Below are 26,424 nucleotides of genomic sequence, written 5' to 3' on the forward strand. Positions count from 1 at the left end.
CAGGCCGTAACTGGTGGGGCTGCCGCAGCAGTCTAGCCGTTTCAGGCGGACTTGCCGCGTTCGGCCTTGCCCTTGCGCTCCTTCGATTGGGCCACGCTCCGGCGCAGGGCCTCCATCAGGTCGACCACCTCAGCACCCTCTTCCTGTGCAATTTCAGTGGTTTCGAAGCCTTCACCGCGTTCGAGTTTCGCCTCGATCAGGGTGCGCAATTCTTTCTGATAATCGTCGGTGAAGGACTCCGGATCGAAGTCGGACTCATAGGAGCCCACCAGGTTGGCCGCCATGTCGAGTTCCTTCTTCGTAATCTTGACCTCCTCGGTGGTGGCGGCGAAATCAGCCTGACGGATCTCGTCGGCCCAGAGCAGGGTCTGCAGCATCAGCACGTTGTCGCGCACCCGCAGGGCGGCGAGCCTGGTCTTCTGCCTCAAGGTGAAGGACACGATGGCCGTGCGGTCGGTCTCGGCCAGCGTGCGCCGCAGCAGCGCATACGCCTTGCTCATCTCCCCCGGCGGGGCCAGATAGTAGGCACTGGAGAACATGATCGGGTCGACCTGGTCACTGGGCACGAACTCCAGGATGGTGATCTCCTTCGAGCGTTCCGCCGGGAGCGAGGCGAAGTCCTCGTCGGTGAGGACCACCATGCTCTCACCGTCGGTGTAGGCCTTATCGATGTTCTCGAACGGCACCACCTGCTCGCATACCTCGCACTTGCGCTGATACCGGATGCGCCCGCCGTCGGCGTCATGCACCTGGCGCAGACGAACATCGTGGGACTCCGTAGCGCTGTAGACCGAGACCGGCACGTTCACCAGCCCGAACGTCAGGGACCCTTTCCAGATGGACCGCATGATGCTGCTCCCTTCTTCCGCCAGCCAGTCAACACCACTCGGTGCCCGCAGGCGAGGGGTCACCACGCGCAAAGGGCAGCAAGGGACCGGGATGGACGACGCCGGGAGACACCCGAGCGCGTAGCGTCCGCCGGCGGAGGGTCGCCAGCGCCTACCTGCGGGCCCCCGGGCCCGGGGTCGGCGCCGTGGTCCGGGGGCGCGCCGCAGGTCGGCACGGCTAGCAACGAGGGCGCGCACCCAGCACGATAGGCAGCATGGCTCGCGCGGAGACGATCGTGAACGTCGATGGTCGCCGGCTGCGCATGACCAACCTGGACAAGGTGCTCTATCCCCAGACCGGCACCACCAAGGCCGAGGTGGCGCACTACTACGCCCAGGTCGCCGACGTCATGGTGCCGCACTGCCTGGGCCGCCCGGCCACTCGCAAACGCTGGGTGGAGGGGGTCGGCACCGCACGCCGCCCGCTGGACTCCTTCTTCAGCAAGGACCTGGACGCCGGGACCCCCTCGTGGGTGGTCCGAGCCGATGTGCAGCACTCCGATCACGTCTCCACCTATCCAGTGGTGGACTCCCGCGCCACGCTGACCTGGTTCGCCCAGATCGCGGCCCTGGAGGTCCATGTGCCGCAGTGGCGACTCGATGCCGATGGCGCCGCCGCCAACCCGGACCGGCTGGTCCTGGACCTGGATCCCGGTCCGGGGGTGGAGTTGACCACCGTCGCCCACGTGGCCGAACTGGTGCGGGAGATCCTGACCGGGATGGGAATGGAGTCCTACCCGGTCACAAGCGGCTCCAAGGGCATCCACCTGTACGCCCCGCTACCGGGCACGGTGACCTCGGAACAGGCCAGTGCGCTCGCGCGGGAACTGGCCCGGAGCCTGGAGGCCGATCACCCGGATCTGGTGCTGTCCCGGATGGCCCGGGCGGCCCGAGCGGGCAAGGTGTTCCTGGACTGGTCGCAGAACAACGCCAAGAAGACCACTGTGGCGCCCTACTCCCTCCGCGGCACCGCGCTGCCCCGTGTTGCCGCGCCGCGCACGTGGGAGGAACTGGCCGATCCGGACCTGCGTCAACTCTCACCCGAGGAGGTCCTGGACCTGCTGGCCGAGCGCGGGGATCCGATGGCGCCGCTGGGGGCCTCACCAGGCACGACGCCGGTGCCGGACCGGCTCGCGCGCTATCGCGCCAAGCGCGATGGGGCACGCACACCCGAGCCGGTTCCGGCTCCGGTGCCGTCATCACCATCGTTCCCGCCCACCGCCCCGGCGGTGCCCGAAGACGACCCGGGTGATGGAGGTGCCGACGGCGAGAGCCCTGCCCCGCCCCGCTTCGTGATCCAGGAGCATCATGCCTCCCGGTTGCACTGGGATTTCCGGCTGGAGCGCGACGGCGTGCTGGTCAGTTGGGCACTGCCGCGCGGCGTTCCCACCTCACCGGACCGCAATCACCTGGCTGTCCCGACCGAGGACCACCCACTGGAGTACGCCACGTTCGCCGGCACCATCCCCAAGGGCGAGTACGGCGCCGGTGAGGTCACGATCTGGGATCACGGTACGTACGAGATCGAGAAGTGGCGCGAGGGTGCCGAGGTCATTGCCACGCTCACCGGCGCCGAAGGCGGCGGCCTGGAGCAGTCCGGGCCCGGACGGATCAGTAGTTTCGCATTGATCCGCACCGGCGGGGAGCGCGAGCAGTGGCTGATCCATCTGATGAAGAAGCAGCCCGAGGTCCACGACTCGTCCAGCACCGGTGAGCCATCGGATTCCCGCAGCGCACCTGACCGATCAACTGAGGCAGGAGGGCCGGAACTCGCGACCCGGGAACCAGCAGACGCCGCGAACCCGCCGGCCGCGCCGAGCCCACCGGACGCCCCGCTCACCGCAGTCGCGCAAGCGGCGCCGGACGCACCAGCGAACGCCGGCGCGCCAGCCACCGATCCTGCGCCGGTGACCACGATCCCGCCGATGTTGGCCACCGCGGGCACCCTCGCGGACATCGGTGCCGAGGGCTGGGCCGCGGAGATGAAGTGGGACGGCGTCCGTGCGCTGGTGCATGTGGGCCCCGGATGGGTCCGGGTGTTCGGCCGTTCGGGTCTGGAGACCACCGAGCAGTATCCCGAGGTCGCTGAGGTGCTGGACGTGGTGCATGCGAGCTCGGTGGTGCTCGATGGGGAGGTGGTGGCCCTGGATGGGCAAGGGCGGCCGAACTTCGGACTGTTGCAGCCGCGGATGCAGGCCACGGGTCATCAGGTGGCCGCGGCGGCACGGCGCCAGAGTGTGCACCTGATGCTTTTCGATCTGCTGGCCATGGACGGGCACGAACTCACTGGCTTCACCTACCACCAGCGCCGCAGCCTGCTGGAGGAGGTCATCTCCCCTTCCCGCACCGTGCAGGTCCCTCCCGCGTTCGAGGGCGACATCCCCGGGGCCCTGTCCACCAGTGCCGATCAGGGTTTGGAGGGGATCGTGGCCAAACGGGTGGACAGCAGCTACCGGGCCGGCCAACGGAGTTCGGCGTGGATCAAGATCCGGCACAGCCGTACCCAGGAGGTTGTGGTCGGCGGATGGCGGCCCGGTCGGGGCGGGCGCTCGGGAGCGGTGGGATCGCTGCTGCTCGGGATCCCGACGCAGGAGGGCCGCTGGCGTTACATCGGCCGGGTCGGCACCGGCTTCACGGAGCGGGAGGCCCGCTCCTGGGTTGCGCAACTGCGCGAGGATGCCAGGCCCACGCCGGCACTCATCGGCGTTCCTGCCACCGATGCCCGGGATGCGCACTGGGTCGAACCGGTACGCGTGGCTGAGGTGTCCTTCTCGAACTGGACCACGGAGGGCAGGCTGCGTCATCCGGTCTGGCGCGGTTGGCGGGTCGATAAGGATCCGAGCGACATCGATCCTGCGCAGCGTGAATCCGAGCAATCCTGAGGTGGAGACCTACTCGCGCTGCTTCCGCGCGGTTAGGACCGCCCCTCCTGCGAACCCTTGTCCCGTTCGTGGCCTGCGACCACCGCGAGGACCAGTTCGATACCCATCCGGCCGAGCACGACCAGCGCCACCGCGATGGCGATCGTGACCAGCAGGTTCACGAAGTAGACGGCCACGGTCCAGCCGCCTCCGTACATGCTCGTGGCCACCGCTACCTGGATGAACTCGACCAGACCCGACAGTGCGATCAGGCCGCCGAGGATGCACAACGAGATGAATCCGAGTCGGGCGATGCGCGGTGCGAGCGGGGTTGCGAAAGTGAGATCGAACAGGCCCGGACCGGATGCTGAACCCGTCAGCGGGGTGCCGGGCTGCGGGTAGCCCGGGGCCCCGTGGGGGGCGCCTGATCCGGGTTGCGGCGGACCACCCTGGGGTGCGCCGTATCCACGCTGAGGTGTTCCGTAGCCACCCTGCGGTGCACCGTAGCCACCGTGCTCGTGACCACCCTGCTGTCCGGCATAGCCACCCTGGGGCGCGCCATAACCGCCCTGTGGCTGGCCGTACCCGCCCTGGCCACCGTGAGGCGTGGCGTCACCACCCTGGGCGTAGCCACCCGGCGGGGCGGCATAACCCCCCTGGCTGCTTTGGGCCCGGGCGTCCTGAACGTCGGCGCAACCTGGAACGTCCGGCGCTGCGGCGCTCCCGGACTGGGACGGCGGCTCGGTCGGCGGCCCTGCCTGGGGCACCGGGCCGGAGGGTCCTTGTGCGTACGCAACCCCCTCCCCGCCGGCCTCTGCCCCCTGCGGGGCAGTCCCACCTTCAGTGTTCTGAGGGGTGTCGCCGGGGTGCGCCGGGGCCTGGCTGCGGCCGTCGTCGGCGCTACCGGCGCCGGATGGTTCCTGCGGTTCGGGTGGATTCATGGTCTGCCCCCTCCTGGTGCTGTCACGCTGATGTCGGTGACCGGTGTGTCAATCACGTCAGCACCACCTTAGAACCCTGGAGGAACGGCGCATCATGGAGGGAAATGGGCAACCCGGGACGCCCGGTCAGGTCAGGCCGTGACGATCCGCCCGTCGATGACCTCGACGGCGATTCGTTCCAGCGGCTCCTTCGCCGGGCCCGCAGTGACCTCTCCCGAACGCAGGTCGAACCGGGAGCCGTGGCAGGGGCAGCGCCCCTCCTCCTCCTCGACGTCGACGGTGCAGCCCTGGTGAGTACAGACCGCGGAGAGGGCGACGACGTCGGCCTCATCCGTGCGAGTCAGGAGCACCGTGGCGCCGGCGGGAGTCTGCACCGAGACCGAATCGCCGACCCCGATCTCCTCCAGTCCGATCAGGGTCTCCCCCACCGACACCGTGCTTTCGTCCTGCTCCTCGGCACCGCACGCGCTCAACAACATCGCGCCACCGGCACCCAGGCCAGCTGTTGCGAGCACCTGGCGTCGGCTCGGACACAGGCTCATCTCTCCACCCCCGTCGGACGCACCGAGCGGCCTCATGCGCCGGGATCGGGCCGTTCCGGGAACAGCCCCTCCTCGCGGATCCGGGCGTTGAGTTCGCGCAGGTAGGCCGCTTCGTCGAAGTCCAGGGCTACCTCCTGGCCGAGCCAGGCCGACAGGTGCACGGCGTTGGCCAGCCGCACACCGTTGATACCATCGGCGCCCGGGGCGAGCAGTTCGGTGCCGTGCAGGACGGCGGAGGCGAAGTTGGCCAGGACGCCGGCGTGCTGGGATCCCCAGGCCGACTCGGTCTCGATCTGCTCGGTGGTGTAGAAGCCCTCGGTATCGCCCCCGCCGGCGAGTTTGAACCCTTCGGCGACGCTGAGACGGGCCGACAACTCCCGCTCGTCGGCCGCGAACCGGGTGAGGGTCGCCGTCTTGGACCCCTCCACCACGATCTTGCCCCGATCCCCCAGGATCTCCAGCCGGTCGGTGCCGGCCGGGTCATGGGTCGCGGTCACGAACACCCCGGTGACGCCGTCGCCGTAATCGGCCAGCACCGTCACCTCGTCCTCCACCACGATGTCACGCCGGAACCCGAACGCAGCCTTGGCTACCAGGGAGGTGGGTATCCCGCAGATCCACTGCCACAGGTCGAGTTGGTGCGGGGCCTGGTTCACCAGGACTCCCCCGCCCTCACCGCCCCAGGTCGCCCGCCACTCGCTGGCGCCGTAGTAGGCGTCGGGACGCCACCAGGTGGTGATGATCCAGTTGGACCGCCGGATCGCGCCGATCTCGCCCCCGTCGACGATCTCCTTGATCCGCTGGTACAGCGGGTTGTTGCGCTGGTTGAACATGATCGCGAAGGTCACGTCCGGGTGGGCCGCGGCCACCTCGTTGAGTTCGCGAACCTGGGCGGTGTAGACCCCGGCGGGTTTGTCCACCAGCACGTGCACCCCTGCCTTGATCGCGTCGATACCCATCTGCGGGTGCAGGTAGTGCGGCACCGTGGTGACCACCGCGTCCACGTCTCCGCCGGCGATCATCTCGCGGTAGTCGGTGTAGAAGGGGGCCCCCGGGCACACCTCCTGCGCGTGAGTCCGCACGGCCTCGTCGATGTCGGCGACCGCGCCGACAACCAGATCCCCGGCCATCCCCTCGGCGATCATCCGCGCGTAGGCGGTGCCCTGCACCCCCAGCCCGATGATGCCCAACCGCACCTTGCCCGGCACGGCCCCCGAGCGCCCCTGCGCTATCGAATCCACGGTCGTCCTCGCCTCGTCGCCCACCATCGCTCCTGTCCTGGTCGTCACCGTCCCCACGACCCTACTCGTGGAGCTACCGGGTGGGACGCACCGATGCCACGAACTCCTCGAACTGAGGCACCAGTTGCCCGGAGTCCTCCGCGAGGCAGGTCAGGACGACCTCGACCATCATCTGCCTCCCCGGCTCCTGCGGATCGGTGAGGTGCAGGTAGGCCTGGCCCTGAGTCAGGTCGATCGGTCCGTCCTCGATCGACGTCGAGACCTGCACCACCTGCGCCAGGCCCGGCGCACCGTGGGAACTGATCGCCCGGCGCTGGACCATGGTGACGCCGGCTCCCCGGGCGAGGCGGGCGAAGGCCGCCTCGCCCAACTCCTCCAACTCGGCCGGTCCCGCCGGCCTTGCCGGTCTCGTCTGGCTATCAGCCCGGAGGGCCCCGGCGATCGTGATGTTTGCCCGGAACCGGCCGTGCGTGCGGTCGTGCAGGGCGACGTACGCCAGCGGTGTGGCACCGACATCCTCCGGCGATACCGCGGACCAGCCCGTGGGCAGCTCGAACTCGATCGGGATGGGCAGTGCCGTCGTCATCAGCGTCGCTACTCCTGGCTCACTCGTCACGTTCTGGCCACGTCTCGGTCGTAATCTACCGGCGACCATTGGCGCGGGCGCACGGCCCGCCTACGTAGCCACGCGCCGTCGGACCCGGGAGACGAGCAGACCCTGCCGCGGCCCGAACAGGTAGGCAAGCACGAACAGCCCACCCTGGGCGAGCACGATCGCCCCGCCGGTGGCCACGTCCGCGTGGAAACTCGCGTAGACCCCGCCCACCGCACACGCCACCGCCACGGTCGGGGCAATCAGCAGCATCACACCCATCCTGTCGGTGAGCAGGTAGGCGGTGGCGCCGGGGATGATCAGCATCGCCACCACCAGGATGACCCCCACCGCCTGCAGCGCCACCACCGTGGTGACCGCCATCAACCCCAACAGCAGCGCGCCCAGTACCCGCGGGTTCAACCCGATGGCGAAGGCGTGGGTGGCATCGAAGGCGTACAGCGTCAGGTCCCGGCGCTTGAACAGCAGCACCGCGAACACCATCAGCCCCAGGCCCGCGATCTGGGCCAGGTCCACCCAGGACACCCCCAGGAGGTTGCCGAAGACGATGTGGTGCAGATCCACCTGGCTCGGTGTGACCGAGATGAGCACCAGGCCGAAGGCGAAGAGGGTGGTGAAGACGATCCCGATCGCGGCGTCCTCCTTGATCCGCGAGGTGTCGCGGATCAATCCGATCAGGGCCACGGCGGTGAAGCCGAAGATCAGGGCGCCCAGGGCGAAGGGCGCGCCGGCGATGTAGGCCAGCACCACCCCGGGAAGGACCGCGTGGGAGACGGCATCGCCCATCAGCGACCATCCCACCAGCACCAGCCAGCAGGACAGCATGGCGCACACCACCCCGGCGATCAGGGCGGTCAGCATCGCCCGCATCATGAACGGGTACTGCAGCGGTTCGATGAGGAACTCGGTCAGCGCCTCGATCACGGCTCCCCCAATCCGAAGGCCCGGGCCAGGTTCTCCGGGCGGATCACCTCGTGCACCGAGTCATGCATCACCACGGTTCCGGCCAACAGGGCGGCTTCATCGGCCAGACTGGGCAGGGCCGGCAGGTCATGGGTGGCGATGACGATTGTGGCGCCGTCATCGGCGAGGCTGCGCAGCAGTGTGCTCACCGCGCCTCGGGAGAGGTCGTCCACCCCGGCGAAGGGCTCGTCGAGCAGCAGCACCTGGGCCTGTTGAGCGATCGCTCGGGCCACGAACGCCCGTTTTCGTTGCCCCCCGGACAGGCGCCCTATCTGCCGGCCGGCCAGTTCGGTCAGGTCCACCCGGTCCAGGGCCTCATCGACGATCCGGTGATCGCCCGTTCGCGCCCTGCGGGTGGGGCCCAGGTGGGCGTAACGGCCGGTCATCACCACCTCACGCACCGTGGTGGGGAAGGTCCAGTCGACGTCCTCGCGCTGGGGCACGTAGGCGATCAGTCCGCGACGACGGGCCGACGACGGCGGTGCGCCGTTGATCAGCACCTGACCCGGGTGGGGGCGCACCAGGCCGAGCATCACCTTCATCAGCGTGGACTTGCCCGATCCGTTCATCCCCACCAGGGCGCAGATCCTCCCCTGCCCCACACTGAGCGTGGCCGCGGCCAGCGCGCGGACCTGCCCATAGCGCACCGAGGCGCCGCGCACCTCGATCACCGGGTCCTCGTCGCCGGGCCGTAACCTTTTCGACCCAGCCGCATCGCTGGACGAGCGCTCCCGGGCGTCGTCGGCACGGTCGCTGCTCGCCCGGTGCACGGCACGACGCACGGCACGTTCGCCGTCGTCGGCTTCGCCGTCGTCGGCTTCGTCGGTCCTCGCCATCGGGTGCCGCCTAGTGCTGCGCACCGGTGAGCCCGGTGCGGATCAGGTGCACGTCATGGCGGATCAGGTCCAGGTAGGTCGGGACCGGTCCGTCCGGCTCGGACAGGGAATCCACATACAGCACGCCGCCGAAGGTGGCGTCGGTGGCCTCGACCACCTGCTGCATCGCGGCGTCGGACACCGTGGACTCACAGAACACCGCCGGCACCTGCTGGGCGTTCACGAACGTGATCGTGTCGGCGATACGTCGGGGCGTGGCCTCGCTCTCGGCATTCACGGGCCACAGGTAGTGCTCGCTCAGGGCGGCATCACGGGCCAGGTAGGAGAACGCGCCCTCGCAGGTCACCAACGCTCTCCTGTCCTGTGGCAGCGCGGCGAGGTCATCCACGAGTTCAGTGTGCACCGCCTCCAACTCCTCGGCATAGGCCTGCCCGTTCGCGCGGTAATCCTGCGCGCGATCCGGGTCCAGTTCGCTGAAGGCCGTCACCATGTTGTCCACGTACACCTGCGTCTGCCGGGGCGACATCCAGGCGTGGGGGTTGGGGCGGGATTCGGCTGGGGCCCCCTCGGACTCGGTGGCGCCGCCGGCCGGGGCACCGACCTCCAGGGGCTGCACCCCGTCGCTGACCACGACGTGCGGGGCCTGCACGTCGGCGATGAACTGGTCGAACCACGCCTCCAGGCCTAGTCCGTTGTCCAGGATCAGGTCGGCGTCAGCGGCCTGGCGCAGGTCAGCGGGGGTGGGCTCATAGGAGTGCACCTCGGCACCCACCGGGATCAGCGAGCGCACCTGCAGGTGCTCGCCGGCGACGTTCTGGGCGATGTCCGCGATGATCGTGAAGGTGGTGAGTACCACCGGGCGGCCATCGTCTCCACGTCCGCCACCGGCGTCGGGCCCGCCCCCGCCGTTCGGCGTGCCCCCGCCCAGGCACCCCGCCGCCAACAGTGCCACCGCAGCCCAAAGGCCGATGCTGGTGCCGATGCTGGGACCGGGTAGCGTGCGACGACGAGGAGCGAAGGTCATGAGAGGGCTCACATAAAAGTTCGGGGTGCCGAACTTTACTACCACTAAGGGCGGCCGTGCAGCCAACGCCGGGGACCGATCGCCACGAATCCGCCGGGGCATCGCACTACGATGTTGAGGCACACCGCACAACCATGGCCCGCCAGGGGGCCGGAGGAAATCCATGCGCCGACCCAGCGGTCAGATCGCCCTGTTCGTCGTGCTGTCATTCGCGCTCGCCTGGGCGGTGGCTGCGCCGCTGTGGCTCGGCGACGGCCTGGCAGATCGCCGGTTCGGGCTGATCGCCATGGCCATGATGTTCACCCCCACCGTGGCCGCGCTGGTGGTGGTGCTCCTGATCGGCCGGCCCACCCGCATCCTCTACGCCCTGGGCATCTGGCCGCTGGGCAGGCCGGGCCGGTTCATCGGCTATCTCGCCCTCGCCATCGTGGTGCCGACGGCACTGTGCCTGGTGGCCTTGCCGGTCGGCGCCTGGCTGGGCGTGTATCCGGCGGATTTCGCGAACCTCTCCGCTTTCGCGCAGGTGCTCGAGCAGCAGGGCGTGCCGGATATGGGGATCCCGATCCAGGCGCTGGCGGCCCTGCAACTGATCAATATCGTCGTCGCCGCCTTCCTCAACCTGATCCCCGCCCTGGGCGAGGAGATCGGCTGGCGGGGCTGGTTGCTTCCGAAACTGATGCCGCTCGGCCCACTCGGGGCGATCGCGGTATCCGGTGTGATCTGGGGGGTGTGGCACGCTCCGCTGATCCTGCTCGGCTACAACTACCCGCTCGCGCCCGGGTGGCTGGGCGTGGCGATGATGACCGGGATGTGCATCCTGATCGGCGGGGTGTTCGGCTGGTTGCGGCTGCGCAGCGACTCGGTCTGGCCGGCCGCGCTGGCCCACGGTGCCTTCAACGCCGCTGCGGGATCCTTCGTGATCTTCGCTATGGCCGGCGAGACCGTGGACACGGTGCACGCGAGCATTCTGGGCTGGTCGGGCTGGATCGCGCCGGCGCTGCTGCTGGCGCTGATCGTGGGCGCCGGCAAGTTCCGGCTGCGGCCCAACCCGGCCGTGGTGGCAGCCGACGCCGGTCTGTCGGCGGGGCAGGTGGGCCCGTCCGAGGAGGTGACCGACGTCGTGGCGGCGGGCTCTGGACAGCCGGGCACCGCGCAGACCGGCCCCGGACAGCCGGGCACCGCGCAGCCGGGCACCGCGCACGGGCACGGCCCGACCACGGCACACGACGGCGACAGCGGCCCGACGGCTTCGCGCCCCTGATCGTCCCCGTACCCCTGATCCAACACGCCTTGCCACCGGTCTGAACGCTCGAATAGCCTGATAAACATGCGTTCAGCCCCACAGCCGCCCCGGTCATCGACCACGACCGGCTCCCGGTCCGAGCGCGCCGCCGCGGACCTGACCGCCCGGGCACGGCTACGCGATGCGGCGATCGAAGTGTTCGGTGACGTCGGCTTCGACGCTTCGGTGCGTGCGATCGCCGCCCGCGCCGGGGTCTCGGCGGCGCTGGTGATCCACCACTTCGGATCCAAGGAGAAGTTGCGGGCGGTGTGCGATCAGCACGTGGCCGCCCTGGTGGCAGAGGCCAAGCAGGACTCGGTCGGCGCGGACCCCGGCGGCACTCTGCTCAGCCAACTCGCGATGATGGATTCCTACGCCTGGTTGGTGGGGTACATCATGCAGTCGTTCGCCGGCGGCGGCGCCCTGGCCAGCCACCTGTTCGACATCATGGTCGCCGATGCCCAGGAGTACATCGCCGAGGCGGTGCGCCTGGGGACGGCGCGGGAGAGCGTGGATCCGGCTGCCCGCGCCAAGTTCCTGACCAGTACCGGCGTGGGTTCGCTGCTGCTGATGATGCGACTGGAGCAGCCCGGCCCGGACGCCGATTACGCGGCACTGCTGCAGCGCTGGAGCGCCGAGTTCATGGTTCCCGCGCTGGAGTTGTACAGCCACGGCTTCTTCACCGACGACTCGGTGCTCCAGACCTATCTGGACCATCTGGCCGAGACCGGAGCAGGCCCGGCAAACCCGTGATCCCGGGGCAGAATAGTGCCGTGCTCGATAGTGCTGTCCTCGAACCGGTCCACTCCCACGCGTGCGCACTGGCGATCTCCGGTTGCGACCCGTGGGTTCGCTGGCCGCTGCCGACCGATCCGGCGCCCCGGATGTGGCGCAGTGAGTTCGCACTCGCGGTGGAGCGCGAGGGCGGGCGCCGTCACAGTCTGACCGTGATCCCGCTGCCGGGCGCTCCGGACCCGGAAGCCGCGGTCGAGGCAATGATCGCCCGGGCGGTCGACACCGGCCTCATCGGCGAACTAGGGGTGCTGGGCGTATCCGTCCCCCAGCCCTATGTCGGGGCGCTCGAGCGACAGGTTCGGGTGGATGGCGGCGGGGACTGGGAGTGGATGTGGACCCTGGCCGCACCCGCGCCGTTTGCGGCCGAGGCAGGGCTACTGCACCTGGATGACGCGGACGATGCGGCCGAGATCCTCCGACTCGCCACCGCCCACTCCCCCACCGCCGAGGGCGAGCCGGGTACCGGGCTCAGCGAGGTCTGGATCGGCGCGCGGGACCCCCAGGGCGCCCTGATCGCCGTCGGGGCGATGCAGCGACTGCCCTCCGGTGTGCCCTACCTGGCCGGGATCGTGGTGGATACTGCGCACCGCGGCCGGGGGCTGGGGGCCGCGGTGACAGCCGCGTTGACCCGGGTTGGTCTGGATGATGCCGGGGTGTGCGCACTGAGCATGTACTCCGACAACCCGATCGCCCGGCGTACCTACCACCGCTTGGGCTACCGCACCGCGTGGGCCTGGGCTTCGCGTTCGCTGGCTACCGGCGCGGCCTGACCGGAACAATCCCACGATCGGTGGCGTTACCCCGATCCCACCCCCTGTGCTTCTGGCGGCCGCTGACCAGCTGCCGGCAGGCCCGACGCTCCTGTGAGGTTCGATGACGCACGCCCGCGCCACCACCGATACCGCCGCCGCCAACACAGACACCACCGACGACGCCGCCGCCCAGCCTGCGACCGGCCGCCGACTGCCGCCCTTACCGAGCACGGCTGCGCAGGCCGAGAATCTGATCGCGTTGGGAGTGCCCGAACTTCTCCGTCTCGACGCCGAACAGGTGCGCGGACTCGCTGCGGATGCCCTTCCCGAGGCAGAGACCGGCCCACCACTTCTGGTTCTACCCGGCGCACCGGTCCCGAAACTGGCAGCGCTGATGCGCCGCGGCACCAAGCCCGGGTTCGTGGTGCAGGACATGACCGACGTGGATGACTTCACCCCCACCGGTGTCGAGGTGCCCGAGACCCCCTACCTGCTCACCGACCCGGACCGCGGGGACCACCTGCGCAACGCCAGCCCGGCGGAGGCTCATGAGAGCTTCACCGCCGAAGGTCGCACTGCACTGACCGTGACCGAGGGCATCTTCTGGGTACTCGCCCAGACCGAGGCACTGGAGCCGAACCACTGCTTCATGACGATCGCCTCCCGGTTGCGCAAGCCCAATGGTCGCTTCGACGCCCGCACCCCCGCACTATGGATCTCCGGCGGCACCGGGCGCGATGGGGCGGAGCGCAAGAACGCGCCCAAGGTCGGCTGGTGCTGGTGGCGCAACCGGCACACCTGGCTCGGCATCGCCTCAGCCGCGCACCGGGTGCCGCTGAATCGAAGCCGCACCTCCGAGTGTCATGACGTGACATCGGCTCGAACTGCTGTTCGAATGGGGTGATGCGATGGTCAGCACAGCAGATCGACGACTCCCGCGCCCTCCTCCCGATGCGGGGCCTGATCCGCAGCGTCCGCACCCCGGAATTCGACGGCGTCACATTCCACGAGGTGGCCTGCAAGTCGGCGCTGAACAAAGTGCCGAGCACCTCGCAGATGCCGTTCGGTTGGACGATCAACCCCACCCGGGGCTGCCTGCACCGGTGCACCTACTGCCTCAGCCCCGACACCCTGATTCTCATGGCGGACGGGCGTCAGAAGTTTCTTCGCGACGTGAAGGTAGGCGACAGGGTGGTCGGCACATCACCCCAGGGCAAGTACCGCCGATACGTCGAGGCCGAGATCCAGGCGGTATGGAGCACGGTGAAGCCCGCCTACCGGGTCACGCTCCGAGATGGCACCCAACTGTCCGCGAGCGGCGACCACCGCTTCTTGACCGAGCGTGGCTGGAAGCACGTGGTCCCAGCTGAGCCTGGTGGCGGGCAGCGCCCTTACCTCACGAGCAACGACCGCCTGATGGGGTTCGGCGCGGGAGACGCGCGGTACGCAACACCTGCCCGTGAAGGCTCCGCTGACTACCAGCGTGGATACCTGACCGGAATGATCCGGGGCGACGGCATGATGATCGACCGCACATACTCCCGCCGCAGCACGGGGCGTCCATACCGGGTCACGATATTCCGCCTGGCTCTCGCGGATCCCGAGGCTCTTGAGCGCAGTCGCCGATATTTGGCGCAGGCGGGCATTGGCACAGCCCTGAAGCCCTACACCCCCGCGACCGTCAACCGTCGACCTTTGAACGCCTTGTACACCTCCACGCGGACGAACTATGCGGCCATCAAGAGCATGATCGAGTGGCCCGCGGCTCCTGGACTGGATTGGTGGAAGGGCTACCTAGCGGGCTTCTTCGACGCGGAAGGCTCCTACTCCGGTGGGACCCTGCGCTTCTCCAACAGCGATGAGGAGATACTGACAATGGGACTTGAAGGCCTTGAGCGCGTCGGAATCCCAGGGGTTCTGGAACGAAGGGGTGCTGGGAGAGCCTCGACCATTCGAATCCCAGGTGGTCGGGCCACACATCACCGCTTCTTCCATCACATCGGCCCCAGCATCACCCGGAAGTTGAACGTCGTAGGGGACGCCGTGAAGACCTCCAGCGACCTGCGCGTAGAGTCTGTCGAGTTCCTCGGCGACGACCAGGATCTGATCGACATCACCACCAGCACCGGTGACTTCATCGCAAACGGTGTGATCAGTCACAACTGCTTCGCCCGCAAGACCCACGAGTACCTGGACCTGGATTCCGGACAGGACTTCGACACCCAGATCGTGGTGAAGACCAACATCGTGGAGGTGCTGCGGGCCGAACTGGCGCGGCCGTCCTGGCAGCGCGAGCACGTGGCTCTGGGCACCAACTCCGACCCGTACATGCGCGCCGAGGGCCGTTATGAACTGATGCCCGGGATCATCGAGGCACTGGCGCAGTCCGGCACGCCGATCTCGATCCTGACCAAGGGTCCGCTCCTGCGCCGCGATCTACCACTGCTGGCGACCGCGGCTCCCGACACCCAGATCGGGGTGTCACTGGCGTTCATCGATCCACACCTCCAGCAACTGGTCGAACCGGGCACTCCCCCGCCGAAAGCACGCCTGGGCCTGATCCGGTCGGTGCGCGAAGCCGGACTGGATTGCCACGTGCTGGCCATGCCGATCCTGCCGTGGCTGACCGACGGCGATGAGCACCTGGAAGAGTTGTTCACCGCGGTGCACGCCTCCGGGGCGCAATGGATCAGCGCCGGTCCGTTGCACCTGAGACCGGGAGCGCGGGAATGGTTCATGCGCTGGCTCGCCGCCGAGCGCCCGGACCTGGTGGGCCGCTACCGGCGCCTGTACTCCGGGTCTTCCTACGTGCCCAAGGACTACGGCCGATGGCTCTCCACCCGGGTGGACCGGTTACGCCGTCGGCTCGGCTTCACCAGACCAGAGCGATCAACCGGCGACGACGACGCACCGGACCGGTGGCAGCGCGCACCGGAGCGGGCGGCCCCGGTCCCGGGCGCCCCGGCCGGCACCGAGCCGGCCCAGCCGGTGCTGTTCTGACCCGCCCGCCATCCCCGGCGCCCAGGCGGGGGGGAATACAGGGGATGGGCGACTGTTGTACCACGTGCGACTGTTTTCCCGATCGAGGAGCCTTCTTGTCCACCATCGACATCACCACCGAGAACTTCAGCGAGACCATCGAATCCAACGACATCGTGCTCGTGGACTTCTGGGCGGACTGGTGCGGACCGTGCAAACAGTTCGCCCCCATCTACGACAAGGTGTCCGAGGCGAACCCGGACGTGACGTTCGCCAAGGTCGACACCGAGGCCGAGCAAGCCCTGGCGGCACAGGCCCAGATCACCTCCATCCCCACCCTGATGGCCTTCCGCGAAGGCATCCTGGTGTTCAACCAGGCCGGCGCGCTGCCGGAGAAGTCCCTGACCGAACTGGTCGGCGCCGTCAAGGACTTGGACATGGATGAGGTCAAGGCCAAGGTTGCCGAACAACAGGCCGGCCAGCAGTCCTGACCCAGGGCCCCGCACCCCGCGTATATCAATGACTTGACACACGCCACGCCATCGCCACACTTCTTCTGTACCAGTTAGTTGATACACAAGGAGGGTGGCGATGGGTGCTCCGGCCCTGATGGTCATCATCGGCACGGCGGTCGCATTGACCACGATCGGCTGGTCCGCCCGGTCGATGATGCGCCCGAACCCGTCCCTTCCCGGTCAAGCGGCTCAAGCGCTACGGGCTGCGGGCCGGCGCACCATGACCGCACTCGTGGCCACGGCGGCCACCATTGCGGGCTTCGCCCTCTGGATCGCTCTCGAGCCGGGGTCGACCGCACTGCCGATCGCACTGGCACCAGCGATATCCGCAGCGGTCGGCGTGGGTGTCTACAGCCTGCTGCCGCAGCGCTGGGCCGAGGGCCCCGACACCGCAGTCACGCCCACCCGGACAGCGTCCCTGGAACCACGCACCTGGTGGAACCAAAGTCCGCGTCTGCCCCGTGCGCTGCTGATCGGTTCCTTGGCCGCCACGCTCGGGCTCCTGGTAGTCGGCGGTGTGACCAGTTCGGTGGATGAACACGGCAACCCGGTGCTGAGCCGGGAGTTCGCCGGTGGCACGATGCTGGTCAGCGCCGGCCCCTACCCGGGGTGGCACTATGCGGTCCCGTTGATCGCCGCCGTCACAGTCCTGGCGGGCGTCACCATGGTGGCGATGCGGCGGCTCAACACCACCGCGGCGCTGCCCGGACCCGGACTTGCCGGGGCCGACGCCGCATGGCGCCGTGGCAGCGCCTCCGTGGTGTGCCTGATCAGCCTCGCCGGGCTCAACCTGACGCTGGGTGGAGTGGCGTTCATCGTCGGGTCGGCGGTTCACGGCGTGCACCAGAACGTTGCCTCGGCGTGGTCGGTGGCCGGTGCCGGCCTGATGATCGGCGGGGCGGTGGCAGTGCTGACCGCTGCGCCCGCGCTCACGCTGGCGGTGCTGCGTTCGGTGGACCTGACCAACCGCGCGGTGGACGCCGCATCGACCATCGGCACCACTCGCGCCGGCAGTGCGGCCGGCACCGGCGGGATGGCCCCGAGGTGATCTCCCTCGATCCACACAGCGGGGTGGCGCCGTTCGAGCAGATCCGGGCCCAGGTCGCCGATCTGATCCGGGCGGGAGACCTCGCCGCCGGGCATCGGCTGCCCTCGATCCGCCAACTCGCTGCCGACCTGCGCACCGCGCCGGGAACCGTGGCCAAGGCCTACGCGGCATTGGAGGAGGCCGGCCTGGTGGAGTCATCCAGGTCACGCGGAACGCGGGTCCGCCCCGGTCAGGCGCTGGACCGGCAGACCCAGGGGGCGGCGCAGGAGTTGGCCCGCGCGGCTCACCGGCAGGGGCTGAGCCTGGAGCAGGTCCTGGGCGCGGTCCGTGCCGCGTGGCCGCATTAGCACCAAGCGGGTAGCCGCACCTGCAGACGGCGTGATCGCGGGACAACCCCCCCAGGGCGTTGCCGCAACTCGGCGCCGTTGCCGGGTTGCGGCCTCGCGTCCCGGGGGGTGAATCCCCGGTGCGCCCGAAGGCGCATACCCATGCACCCATGTTTCGGCTCCGGATTCCACCCTTAGCGCCGTAGAGTTACAGATTCGTGATCTCGGGCACAGTGCGTGAGCGGGACGAATCAAGGCCGCCGGGTTGCTTCAGGTGAGCACCGCCACCGGGCACGGTGCGTGGTGCAACACCCCGTGACTGATCGAGCCGAGCAGCATCGATCGGGCGGTTGAGCGGCCTCGCGAACCCACCACCAGCATCGAGGCGTCCTTGCCGGCCTCGCGCAGCGCATCCGCCGGGTGGCCCCGCATCACCGTGCGATTGACCTTCAGGTCGGGGTACCGGGTACGGATCGGGCCCACCTGCTTCTCCAGGTCGTTCTCGGCCTCGGTCACAATCCCCTCCAACCAGGTTCCGTAGGTCTCGACCGGTCCGAACCACGGCGGTTCGGTCACCACCCGCACCGGCTTGAGCGCGACGCCCTGTGAGTCGGCCTGGGACGCTGCGAACGCCAGGGCGCGGTCGGACTGCTCCGAGCCGTCCACCCCCACGACGACCGGACCCGAAGCCGCACCCTGCTCGGGCACGATCACCAGTGGGGCGCCGGAGGCGATGGTCAGGCTCCGGCTGGTGGAACCGAGCACCATACCGGCGAAGCCGCCCCGGCCCCGCGACCCGGTCACTACCAGGTGGGCGCCGATGGACTGATGGGTCAGTTCCTCGACCGCATCGCCCACCCGGAGCACCGCCTCCACCTGCAGGTCAGGATGCTGTGCCCGCGCTGCGCTCTTGGCCTCGGCCAGCACACCCATGGCGTGCTTCTCCTGCTCGGTGTGCAACTGGGCGTCCTGCGGGCGCACGTCCGCCCACTGCTCGAACACCGTGACAATCCGCAACGGTATACCCAGGCGGTGTGCCTCGCCGGCTGCCCACGTCACCGCACTCGCGGCGTGGGGTGATCCGTCGGTCCCGACGACAATCTGCTGACCAGCACTCATGATGTCCTCCCTTTCACCGGGGTCCTGACGACGTCCGGTACGTCCATTGCATCGTGACGGCAGCGCCGGCGCCAGTGTCGAAGGTCCCGGTCCTGTGTTCCCAGGCAGCGATAGCCGGCATCATCTTGGCCCTTCATCGATAGGCTGCTTGCGTGAAGGCAGTCGTGGTACACGCCAAGGGTGATCTGCGGATCGAGGACAGGCCGGACCCTGAACCCGGTCCCGGCCAGGTGCTGGTTGCCGTGCACTGGGGCGGGATCTGCGGTTCGGACCTGGCCTATGTGAACCACGGTGCCTCCGGGACCGCGATCCTGCGCACGCCCCTGGTGCTCGGCCATGAGATCGCCGGCGAGGTGGTCGGAGTGGGGGCGGGGGTCTCCGAGCAGGTGGTGGGCACCCGGGCCGCCATCTATCCGCCCACGCCGGTGAGCGGTGAACCGCTTCCGGACCGTCTGGCCGGGCGCACCAACCTGCATCGCCGGGTGAGTTACCTCGGCTCGGCCGACCCGCACACCGACGGCGGGTTCAGCCAACTCCTGGTGGTGCGCACCGATCAGGTGCGGGCGCTGCCGGCGAATGTGGACACCCGCACCGGTGCGCTGGCCGAACCGATGGGCGTGGCACTGCATGCCATCCGGCGAGCCGAATCGGTGCTGCCCGGCGGGCTTGCCGGGCGCGAGATCCTGGTGAACGGCTGCGGGCCGATCGGGTTGCTGGTCATCGCCCTGGCGAGGCACCTGGGCGCCGGACCGATCACCGGCGCCGACCTCACGCCGTCGGCCCTTGACCTGGCACGCGCCCTCGGCGCGGACCAGTGCGTGCAGGTGCCCGGCGAGGCGCTACCGGAATCGGAAGTGGTGTTCGAGGCCTCCGGTGCACCCGCTGCCCTGGGCGGGGTGCTGGGAGCCACGGCCCGTGGCGGGCTCATGGTGCAGGTGGGCAACCTGCCGGCGGCACCGGCGCCGAGCGCCCTGGGGGCACTGGTGAGCCGTGAGATCACCTGGCTGGGGTCCTACCGGTTCACCACCGAGATGACCGAGGCCATCGAACTGCTCGGGCAGGGCCTGGACGTGAGCGCCCTGATCACCCACACCTTCGACCTGACACACCTCGCCGAGGCGTTCGCGACGGCGACCGACCGGCAGTCCGGATCGAGCAAGGTGCTACTGGACCTGAGTACCTGATCCCTCCGGCGGGATGCGGTTCACTCCTGCACCACCTCGACCAGCACCGCAAGGTGGCTGTGGTCCAGGTCCTTGGTCGCCGTGACCAGCATGACCTCGCCGTCGGCGGCCAGCGCGCGCAGGTCCGTGAGGGCCTGTGCGCCCTCCCCGCTCTCCAACTCGGCCCGGTAGCGGGAGGCGAACTCCTCGAACCGATCGGGTTCGTGACCGTACCAGCGGCGCAAGTCGTTGCTCGGGGCGAGGGCGGGCCACCAACGCCCGGTCCGTGGATCGTCCTTGCGTAGTCCGCGTGGCCAAATCCGGTCGGCCAGCACCCGGTAGCAGCCGGACTCCACCGGGTCATAGACCCTGCCGATGCGCATGCCCCGATCCTGCCAGGGCCTCTGCGAGACGGCAATCGCGCGATCGGGTCACCGCCCGGCCCGGCAGCGCTCCTCCAACTCCGCCACACCCAGGTCCGGGGCACTGAAGCCGAACACCCGCCGGGCCGGTTCCAGATCCATCGGGACCTGACGGCCCGTGAACTCCTGCGTGCGCGGGACGTCCGGTAGATAGGTGTCGAGCAGTTCGGTGGTGTCCTGCGGCATGCAGGTGGTCGGTGCCGCGACATAGGCCACGTGCACCCCGGGTTCCCGGGGTTGCAGGGCATCGACGGCGGCACGAGCGCCGTCCTCGGTGGTCAGGTAGGCCCACAGGTCCGCGGTGCCCTCGTCCGGATCGGCCCATTGGCCCGCGAAGGCATCGGGCAGGCGATCGCCGAACCCGCCGGTGAGCGGGTATCGCAGTGCCACGATGTCCAGGCCGTGGCGCCGGTGGGCTGCTCGGGCGGTCTCCTCATCGACCCACTTCGAGAGCGAGTACGGGTCGGCTGCCTGAGTGGGCGCCAGATGGTCCACCGGCACGTACGGCGGCTGCACCGGATGTGGGCTGAACCGGACCCCCAGGGCGTTGATGCTGGAGGCGATCACGACCCGGGAGATCCCTGCCGCCGCTGCCGCTTCCAGGACCACGTACGTGCCCGAGACGTTGCCGGAGAACACCACGTGGTCCTCGTCCACATCCGGCGTGGGCGCGGCCGCCAGGTGGATCACCGCGTCGGCGCCCTCGATCGCCTCGGCGACAACCTCGGGGTCCGCCGCCGAGCCGACCACCGCTCGATCGGTGTCCAGGTCTGGGTGCTCGCGCCGGTTCAGGGACGTCGAGCCGACTCCCCGCCGCCGCAGTTCAGCCAGCACCCCGGTGCCGATCAGCCCGGACGATCCGGTCACCAGGACATGGCGCGGTTCGGGGTGACGTGTGCCCATCACGATTCACCTTCCTGCTCACTGGCGGCCCGGGAGGTCGCCCGATGCGGGGTGACCGTGGAGGTCAGCAGCACCACCGCATCCTCCAGCGCGCCCAGGTCGTGCCGTACCGGCGGGATCACCACGTAATCACCGGCGCGCCCCACCCACACCCGCCGGTCGGTGCAGTGCAGGCGCACCTGCCCGCTCAGGACCTGCAAGGTGGCCTCATCCGGAGTGTCATGCTCACCCAGGTGCCGCCCGGCCCCCAGAGCGATCAGAGTCTGACGCAGTACGTGCTCACGTCCCCCGTGGATCGTCCGGGCCGCCCGCCCGGCCTTGTTACTGCGGGCCTTCTGCAGCAACGTGGCACCCAGATCGGCCAGCGGAACACTGTCCATGGATCCTCCTCGGGCTCCATCATGCCTGCTCCCGCAGCCCCTCGCCCGGGCAGGTACGCCGTCGGCACCTAATCGCTTGATGGATCCGGTGCCAGCGGGCGCAGGTGCGCCACGCACAGATCCGGCTGGGCGAACGGCACCAGGTCGGTGACCTCGGTGCCACTCCTCCACTCCCCCATGGCTCCCTGCATCAGGCCCAGGTGGAGCGAGCAGACCACGGTGGGGAACTCCGCAACCAGGTCCAGGAACGGGCAGTGCCGGAGGCCCACCGAGCCGGGCTGTCCCGGTTGCAGGTCGGGATCGAAATCCATCTCCTCCATCAGGTGCATCAGGCGCTCGGTCCCGGGCGGAGCGCCCACCACAGTTTCCTCATCCGAGGTGACCGGGCCTCCGAGTTCCTCCGCGTGTGCGGCGCCCCAACGGCGCCCGGCCGCGATCGCTCGGGCCCGGGGATCCGGGCCGGCCGCGATGTCCTGGGCCAGGATGCGCGCCAGTACCCGGTACTGGGTGGGGCCCGAGGGATCCATGCCCGGCACCGCGCGGAAGAGTGCCGCGGGACGGCCCGGCCCTGTGGGCTTGCCGACGACCTGCTCCACCTGGCCGGTTCGGCTCAATGCCTCGAGGTGGAACCGCACGGTGTTGGGATGGACGCCGAGTTGCTCGGCGATCCCGGCGATGCTCAGCGGCTCCTCGGCACTCTTCAACGCCCGGAGCACCTGCGCGCGCCGGCCGGGGCGAGCGGGACGGGCCCGCTGGGTGGGCCGGATAGACGATTGGGCGGTTCGCTGCGTGGCCGGTTGGGCCCGCTGGGTGGGCGTCACGAGAGGCCCCCCGGGTCTGCCGGCAGGCCCCTGACCAACTCGGTGTCGCCGTCCAGCGCTCCGATCCGGGCAGCGCCACCCGGTGAGTGCAGCGGCTCGGACTGGCCCGGCAGTGTCTCGGTGAAGAAGGCGGCGTTGTCCTCCAAGTAGGCAGCGAACGCGGAGGGCAGATCGTCCTCGTAGTAGATGGCCTCCACCGGGCAGACCGGTTCACAGGCTCCGCAGTCCACGCACTCGTCGGGCTGGATGTACAGGCTGCGGCCACCCTCGTAGATGCAGTCGACCGGGCACTCGTCCACACACGAGCGGTCCTTGACGTCCACACATGGCTGAGCGATCACGTACGTCATACCCACAGTTTACACAATCAGCCTTGGAGGAACTCGCGATCGACGCCCCGTGGTGAGCCGGCTCACCGGCACTTGGCGTGGGCCGGGTTCAGCGGCCACAGTGGGGGTATGCCTGAGGACCTGATCCAACTCCTGACCTACGCCGGTATTGCCCTGGCCATCGCGCTGGCCGTGGGCGTCGGCGTACCTGCGCTGGCGCTGCGGATGGTGGGGCGATGGCCATCGGTGAAGTACCTGGTGCGCCGGACCCGGGTGCCGTTCCTGGTGCTGGCGCTGGTGATCGCCACCAACGCCGTGGTAGCCGCGAACCGTCCTCGGGGGGAGGGGGCCGAACGGTGGGACCTGGTCGCCCACGTCCTGCAGGTGCTGTGGATCATCAACGTGGCCTGGCTGGTCACCGCGATCATCCTGTTCATCGTCGACGGTGTCGTGCACCGGGCCGGCAAGCGGATGGGAACCCGCGACGCGTTGCGGATGCAGACCCAGATGCACGTGACCCGCAGGGTGCTGCTGGTGCTGATGGTGGTCCTCACCGTGGCAGCAGTCCTGCTCACCTTCGAGGGCGTGCGTGCGGTCGGGGCGGGCCTGCTGGCCTCCGCGGGCCTGGCCTCGGTGGTGGCAGCGCTGGCGGCACAGTCCACGCTGAGCAACCTCTTCGCCGGCCTGCAACTGGCCTTCAGTGACGCCGTCCGACTCGATGACACGGTCATCGTCGAAGGCGAGTACGGCACGATCGAGGAGATCACCTTGACCTACGTGGTGGTCAAGATCTGGGACGAGCGCCGTCTGGTGCTGCCGTCCACCTACTTCACCGCCACCCCGTTCGAGAACTGGACCAGGCGCGATGACCGCATCACCGGCACGGTGTTCTTCGACCTCGATTGGCGGATCGACCTCGAAGGCCTGCGTGCGGAGTTCCACCGGGTGGTGAACGCCTCCGATCACTTCAACGGCCGCTCGGCGAACCTGGTCATCACCGATGCCAGCGCCGGCTACGTGCAGGTGCGCGCGAGCGTCAGCGCCGACGACCCCGACGCGGTGTGGTTCCTGCGCTTGGACGTCCGGGAATCCCTGGTGAAGTGGCTCCAGGAGCACAACCCCGAGGCGCTGCCACAGACCCGCGTGCGCATGCTCCCCGAACCCGGCCGCGCGACCGGCGCCAGGCAGGACGCCACCACTGCCGGAGCAGCCGGGAACACCGGTGGCCGCACGGGTGGGTCCATCACCCGGGGCTGAGTTCGACCCCGGGCTGAGGTCAGTGGCTCGCCTCCACGATGTAGCGCAGGAGCGCTGGATCGGTGGAGGTGATCCGCTCCACCTCCTCGCCCCCGTCGCATCGGCACAGCGCGATCCGCACCGATGTCTCTCCGCGAGCCACGACCTCCCAATCGCCGCCGGCGTTCTCCCAACGGCGCAGTACCGCCAGATCGTGGGAATCGCCGCTGGGTACCTGCGTCATCGCTGGTTCCTCCTGGACCGTCGCATCGTCGCTGTCGAACAGACCCGAGCCAACCGGGTATCGCACCACCTTACGCCCGCTTGGAGCCCAGGTCCCCCGAGTTGTCCCGAGCGTTCGGCCGGTCTGGCTGGATTGCCTCACTCTCGTCGTTCATCTTCACTGACCGCTTCCCGGTGCCGGGCGCGGATCATTCGGCCGGGCGCATTTCACCGGGTCGGCTCGAGCCGGACCACCACCGACTTGTAGACCGGGGTGCCCGAGTCGATCGCGGTGTCATCCAGCGGCACCAGTACGTTCGTCTCGGGGAAGTAGGCTGCGGCGCACCCGCGCGGGGTGTCATAGACCACCACCCGGAACCCGGGGGCCCGGCGCTCCGAACCATCACGCCACTCCGAGACCAGGTCCACCAGGTCACCGTCGGCAAGTCCGAGTTCGGTCAGGTCGGCCTTGTTCACCATGACCACCCGTCGCCCTCCGGTGATCCCCCGGTAGCGATCATCCATCCCGTACACGGTGGTGTTGAACTGGTCGTGGGAGCGCAGCGTCTGCAGTAGCAGCCGCCCCGGTGGGACCCGCGGCCACCACAGGTCGTTGCGGCTGAATGTTGCCCTGGCGGTCTTGGTGTCGAAGGTGCGCACGTCGTGGGGACCGTGGGGCAGGCGGAATCCGCCGGGGTGGTCCAGCCTGGCCTCGAAATCGGTGAACCCGGGTACCACGGCCTCGATGTGGCGCCTGATCAGCCGGTAGTCAGCCGCCAGGTGCTCCCAGTCCGCCTCCGGCGCACCGGGAAGTGGACGGCCCCGGAAGTCGGTGAACAACTCCCGGGCGATCCCGCACACGATGGCGATCTCCGAGCGCAACTGCTTCGACGGCGGCTGCAGGTGACCGGAGGAGGCGTGCACCATCGACATCGAGTCCTCCACGCTGACCCGCTGCCGCCCTCCGGCCCGGACGTCCAGGTCCGAGCGCGCCAGACAGGGCAGCAGCAGCGAGGCCCGTCCCGGCACCAGGTGGGTGTGGTTGAGCTTGGTGGCTACGTGCACCGTCATCGCACATGAGGCCAGCGCGGCCTCGGTGACGGCGGTGTCGGGGGCGGACTTGACGAAGTTCCCACCCATCGCCATGAAGAATCGGACCCGCCCGTCGCGCATCGCCCGCACCGCGTTCACGGTGTCCACCCCGTGCTCGATCGGTGGGGTGAAGGAGAACTCGGCGCCGAGTGCGTCCAGGAAGGGCTGGGGCATCTTCTCGTAGATCCCCATCGTGCGGTCCCCCTGCACGTTGGAATGCCCGCGTACCGGCAGCAGCCCGGCCCCGGCCTTGCCCAGGTTGCCCTGCAGCAGGGCTACGTTGACGATCTCGGTGATGGTGGGCACCGCGTGCCGGTGCTGGGTCAGGCCCATCGCCCAGGCGAAGACGGTGGCCTCGGAGGCCAGCAGCAACCCGCCCAGTTCTTCGATCTGGTCCCGGCTCAGGCCGCTGGCGGTCTCGATGTCCGCCCAGTCGGAGGCTGCCAGACCGGCGGCGTAGTCCTCGAAGCCGTGGGTGTGCTGCGCCAGGAACTCCTCATCGATCGCCCCGGCCCGGCCCGGGGTGCGCCGGCCGGCCCGGTGGGCCTCGAGTAGGAACTTGCCCAGCCCCTGGAACAGCGCCAGGTCACCGGCCAGGCGGACCGGGAGGTGCAGATCGGCCAACTGGGTACCCCGCCCGAGCAGGCCCCGGGCGCTCTGCGGGTTCTTGTACCGGCCCAGGCCGGCCTCACGCAGCGGGTTGATCGACACGATCGTGGCCCCGTTCCGCTTGGCCTTCTCCAGGGCGGTGAGCATCCGCGGGTGGTTGGTGCCGGCGTTCTGGCCGGCGATCACGATCAATTTGCTCACGTGCACGTCGTGCAGCGTGACCGAACCCTTACCCTGGATCCACCGATGTGAGCTGGCGCAGGTCCGGCGTGTGAGAGCGAGAATGCCCCTCTGACCTGGGAAAATACGACTTGTTCAAGGCACGTATCCCACGCAAGAAGGGCATCTCGTAGATGCAACTATCTCATAGGTCGCCGGTAGTTTCGGCGAGGTTCGATGACCCCAATCTCGTGTCGGCCGCTGGGCTGGTGCCGTTGATGGCCCTGGCCCGTAAAGCCGACCTGAGTGTTCTGGCGCAGGAGCGGTTAAGTATCGCTGGTGACAAGGGTGCCAATGCTGGTGC

General features: G+C 69.1%; 26 protein-coding genes and 2 pseudogenes. 12 read left to right on the plus strand and 16 right to left on the minus strand.

Features of this window, described 5'->3' with window-relative positions; genetic code table 11:
- Window positions 1–41: 41 nt before the first annotated feature.
- Window positions 42–848 (minus strand): Ku protein, encoded by an 807-nt coding sequence (locus ACO0LV_RS02290; protein ID WP_424786241.1) that lies wholly within the window; start codon window positions 846–848, stop codon window positions 42–44.
- Between the two features lie 254 nt (window positions 849–1,102).
- Between ACO0LV_RS02290 and ACO0LV_RS02295 the strand changes: the two genes are divergently transcribed.
- Complete coding sequence (locus tag ACO0LV_RS02295; RefSeq protein ID WP_424786242.1) at window positions 1,103–3,769, plus strand: ATP-dependent DNA ligase; 2,667 nt, start codon at window positions 1,103–1,105, stop codon at window positions 3,767–3,769.
- A 32-nt stretch (window positions 3,770–3,801) separates the two neighbouring features.
- Here ACO0LV_RS02295 and ACO0LV_RS02300 read toward each other — a convergent pair whose 3' ends face one another.
- The 7 genes from ACO0LV_RS02300 to ACO0LV_RS02330 all read right to left on the minus strand — a co-directional run bounded on the left by ACO0LV_RS02300 (window position 3,802) and on the right by ACO0LV_RS02330 (window position 9,908).
- Window positions 3,802–4,689, minus strand: a complete 888-nt coding sequence (locus ACO0LV_RS02300) for a DUF4282 domain-containing protein (protein WP_424786243.1) — start codon at window positions 4,687–4,689, stop codon at window positions 3,802–3,804.
- Between the two features lie 131 nt (window positions 4,690–4,820).
- Window positions 4,821–5,231, minus strand: coding sequence for a ubiquinol-cytochrome c reductase iron-sulfur subunit (locus ACO0LV_RS02305; RefSeq protein ID WP_424786244.1), 411 nt, complete (start codon window positions 5,229–5,231; stop codon window positions 4,821–4,823).
- Window positions 5,232–5,263: 32 nt separating this feature from the next.
- Window positions 5,264–6,520, minus strand: coding sequence for a Gfo/Idh/MocA family protein (locus ACO0LV_RS02310; RefSeq protein WP_424786245.1), 1,257 nt, complete (start codon window positions 6,518–6,520; stop codon window positions 5,264–5,266).
- Window positions 6,521–6,545: 25 nt separating this feature from the next.
- On the minus strand, window positions 6,546–7,058 hold the full coding sequence (locus tag ACO0LV_RS02315) for a hypothetical protein (RefSeq protein ID WP_424786246.1): 513 nt from the start codon (window positions 7,056–7,058) through the stop codon (window positions 6,546–6,548).
- A gap of 90 nt (window positions 7,059–7,148) precedes the next feature.
- Window positions 7,149–7,958, minus strand: a complete 810-nt coding sequence (locus tag ACO0LV_RS02320) for a metal ABC transporter permease (RefSeq protein ID WP_424786277.1) — start codon at window positions 7,956–7,958, stop codon at window positions 7,149–7,151.
- Between the two features lie 47 nt (window positions 7,959–8,005).
- On the minus strand, window positions 8,006–8,884 hold the full coding sequence (locus ACO0LV_RS02325; protein WP_424786247.1) for a metal ABC transporter ATP-binding protein: 879 nt from the start codon (window positions 8,882–8,884) through the stop codon (window positions 8,006–8,008).
- A 10-nt stretch (window positions 8,885–8,894) separates the two neighbouring features.
- Window positions 8,895–9,908, minus strand: coding sequence for a metal ABC transporter substrate-binding protein (locus ACO0LV_RS02330; protein WP_424786248.1), 1,014 nt, complete (start codon window positions 9,906–9,908; stop codon window positions 8,895–8,897).
- Between the two features lie 163 nt (window positions 9,909–10,071).
- On the opposite strand from ACO0LV_RS02330, the gene ACO0LV_RS02335 reads away from it, so the two are divergent.
- The 8 genes from ACO0LV_RS02335 to ACO0LV_RS02370 all read left to right on the plus strand — a co-directional run bounded on the left by ACO0LV_RS02335 (window position 10,072) and on the right by ACO0LV_RS02370 (window position 17,626).
- Window positions 10,072–11,169, plus strand: a complete 1,098-nt coding sequence (locus ACO0LV_RS02335) for a lysostaphin resistance A-like protein (RefSeq protein WP_424786249.1) — start codon at window positions 10,072–10,074, stop codon at window positions 11,167–11,169.
- 66 nt (window positions 11,170–11,235) lie between these two features.
- Window positions 11,236–11,943, plus strand: a complete 708-nt coding sequence (locus tag ACO0LV_RS02340; RefSeq protein ID WP_424786250.1) for a TetR family transcriptional regulator — start codon at window positions 11,236–11,238, stop codon at window positions 11,941–11,943.
- Between the two features lie 20 nt (window positions 11,944–11,963).
- Window positions 11,964–12,755 carry a GNAT family N-acetyltransferase gene (locus ACO0LV_RS02345; RefSeq protein ID WP_424786251.1) on the plus strand — a complete coding sequence of 264 codons (792 nt, stop codon included), beginning with the start codon at window positions 11,964–11,966 and terminating at the stop codon, window positions 12,753–12,755.
- A gap of 103 nt (window positions 12,756–12,858) precedes the next feature.
- Window positions 12,859–13,641, plus strand: coding sequence for a DUF5701 family protein (locus ACO0LV_RS02350; RefSeq protein ID WP_424786252.1), 783 nt, complete (start codon window positions 12,859–12,861; stop codon window positions 13,639–13,641).
- The gene (locus ACO0LV_RS02355) at window positions 13,641–15,737 is read left to right on the plus strand and encodes an intein-containing Rv2578c family radical SAM protein (RefSeq protein WP_424786253.1); all 2,097 of its coding nucleotides are present in this window, start codon (window positions 13,641–13,643) and stop codon (window positions 15,735–15,737) included. Before ACO0LV_RS02350 ends, ACO0LV_RS02355 begins: the two co-directional genes overlap by 1 nt.
- Window positions 15,738–15,832: 95 nt before the next feature.
- A complete protein-coding gene (gene trxA / locus ACO0LV_RS02360) occupies window positions 15,833–16,207 on the plus strand; it encodes a thioredoxin (protein ID WP_424786254.1) in 375 nt (124 codons plus the stop codon).
- A gap of 100 nt (window positions 16,208–16,307) precedes the next feature.
- Window positions 16,308–17,279, plus strand: coding sequence for a hypothetical protein (locus ACO0LV_RS02365; protein ID WP_424786255.1), 972 nt, complete (start codon window positions 16,308–16,310; stop codon window positions 17,277–17,279).
- A complete protein-coding gene (locus ACO0LV_RS02370; RefSeq protein ID WP_424786256.1) occupies window positions 17,276–17,626 on the plus strand; it encodes a GntR family transcriptional regulator in 351 nt (116 codons plus the stop codon). Before ACO0LV_RS02365 ends, ACO0LV_RS02370 begins: the two co-directional genes overlap by 4 nt.
- Window positions 17,627–17,875: 249 nt before the next feature.
- Here ACO0LV_RS02370 and ACO0LV_RS02375 read toward each other — a convergent pair whose 3' ends face one another.
- A complete protein-coding gene (locus tag ACO0LV_RS02375; protein ID WP_424786257.1) occupies window positions 17,876–18,724 on the minus strand; it encodes a universal stress protein in 849 nt (282 codons plus the stop codon).
- Between the two features lie 152 nt (window positions 18,725–18,876).
- Here ACO0LV_RS02375 and ACO0LV_RS02380 point away from each other — a divergent pair, with 152 nt between their 5' ends.
- A complete protein-coding gene (locus ACO0LV_RS02380; protein WP_424786258.1) occupies window positions 18,877–19,908 on the plus strand; it encodes an L-idonate 5-dehydrogenase in 1,032 nt (343 codons plus the stop codon).
- Between the two features lie 20 nt (window positions 19,909–19,928).
- Here ACO0LV_RS02380 and ACO0LV_RS02385 read toward each other — a convergent pair whose 3' ends face one another.
- The 5 genes from ACO0LV_RS02385 to fdxA all read right to left on the minus strand — a co-directional run bounded on the left by ACO0LV_RS02385 (window position 19,929) and on the right by fdxA (window position 22,763).
- Complete coding sequence (locus ACO0LV_RS02385) at window positions 19,929–20,270, minus strand: DUF488 domain-containing protein (protein WP_424786259.1); 342 nt, start codon at window positions 20,268–20,270, stop codon at window positions 19,929–19,931.
- A gap of 48 nt (window positions 20,271–20,318) precedes the next feature.
- A complete protein-coding gene (locus tag ACO0LV_RS02390) occupies window positions 20,319–21,212 on the minus strand; it encodes an NAD-dependent epimerase/dehydratase family protein (RefSeq protein WP_424786260.1) in 894 nt (297 codons plus the stop codon).
- A complete protein-coding gene (locus ACO0LV_RS02395) occupies window positions 21,212–21,592 on the minus strand; it encodes a LuxR family transcriptional regulator (RefSeq protein ID WP_424786261.1) in 381 nt (126 codons plus the stop codon). The genes ACO0LV_RS02390 and ACO0LV_RS02395 overlap by 1 nt, the downstream gene beginning before the upstream one ends.
- A 68-nt stretch (window positions 21,593–21,660) precedes the next feature.
- Window positions 21,661–22,413 carry a helix-turn-helix transcriptional regulator gene (locus ACO0LV_RS02400; protein ID WP_424786262.1) on the minus strand — a complete coding sequence of 251 codons (753 nt, stop codon included), beginning with the start codon at window positions 22,411–22,413 and terminating at the stop codon, window positions 21,661–21,663.
- A complete protein-coding gene (gene fdxA / locus ACO0LV_RS02405; RefSeq protein ID WP_424786263.1) occupies window positions 22,410–22,763 on the minus strand; it encodes a ferredoxin in 354 nt (117 codons plus the stop codon). Before fdxA ends, ACO0LV_RS02400 begins: the two co-directional genes overlap by 4 nt.
- A 108-nt stretch (window positions 22,764–22,871) precedes the next feature.
- Here fdxA and ACO0LV_RS02410 point away from each other — a divergent pair, with 108 nt between their 5' ends.
- A complete protein-coding gene (locus ACO0LV_RS02410) occupies window positions 22,872–23,999 on the plus strand; it encodes a mechanosensitive ion channel family protein (protein ID WP_424786264.1) in 1,128 nt (375 codons plus the stop codon).
- A 19-nt stretch (window positions 24,000–24,018) separates the two neighbouring features.
- Here ACO0LV_RS02410 and ACO0LV_RS02415 read toward each other — a convergent pair whose 3' ends face one another.
- Window positions 24,019–24,222: a hypothetical protein gene (locus ACO0LV_RS02415; protein WP_424786265.1), complete on the minus strand. Its 204-nt coding sequence runs from the start codon at window positions 24,220–24,222 to the stop codon at window positions 24,019–24,021.
- 206 nt (window positions 24,223–24,428) lie between these two features.
- Window positions 24,429–26,135: pseudogene (locus ACO0LV_RS02420) on the minus strand (FdhF/YdeP family oxidoreductase); the annotation flags it as partial.
- A 119-nt stretch (window positions 26,136–26,254) separates the two neighbouring features.
- On the opposite strand from ACO0LV_RS02420, the pseudogene ACO0LV_RS02425 reads away from it, so the two are divergent.
- Window positions 26,255–26,424, plus strand: a pseudogene (locus ACO0LV_RS02425) (IS1380 family transposase); the annotation flags it as partial.

The sequence above is a fragment of the Pseudactinotalea sp. Z1739 genome (genome assembly GCF_049725055.1).
Lineage (GTDB): Bacteria > Actinomycetota > Actinomycetes > Actinomycetales > Beutenbergiaceae > CALKWS01.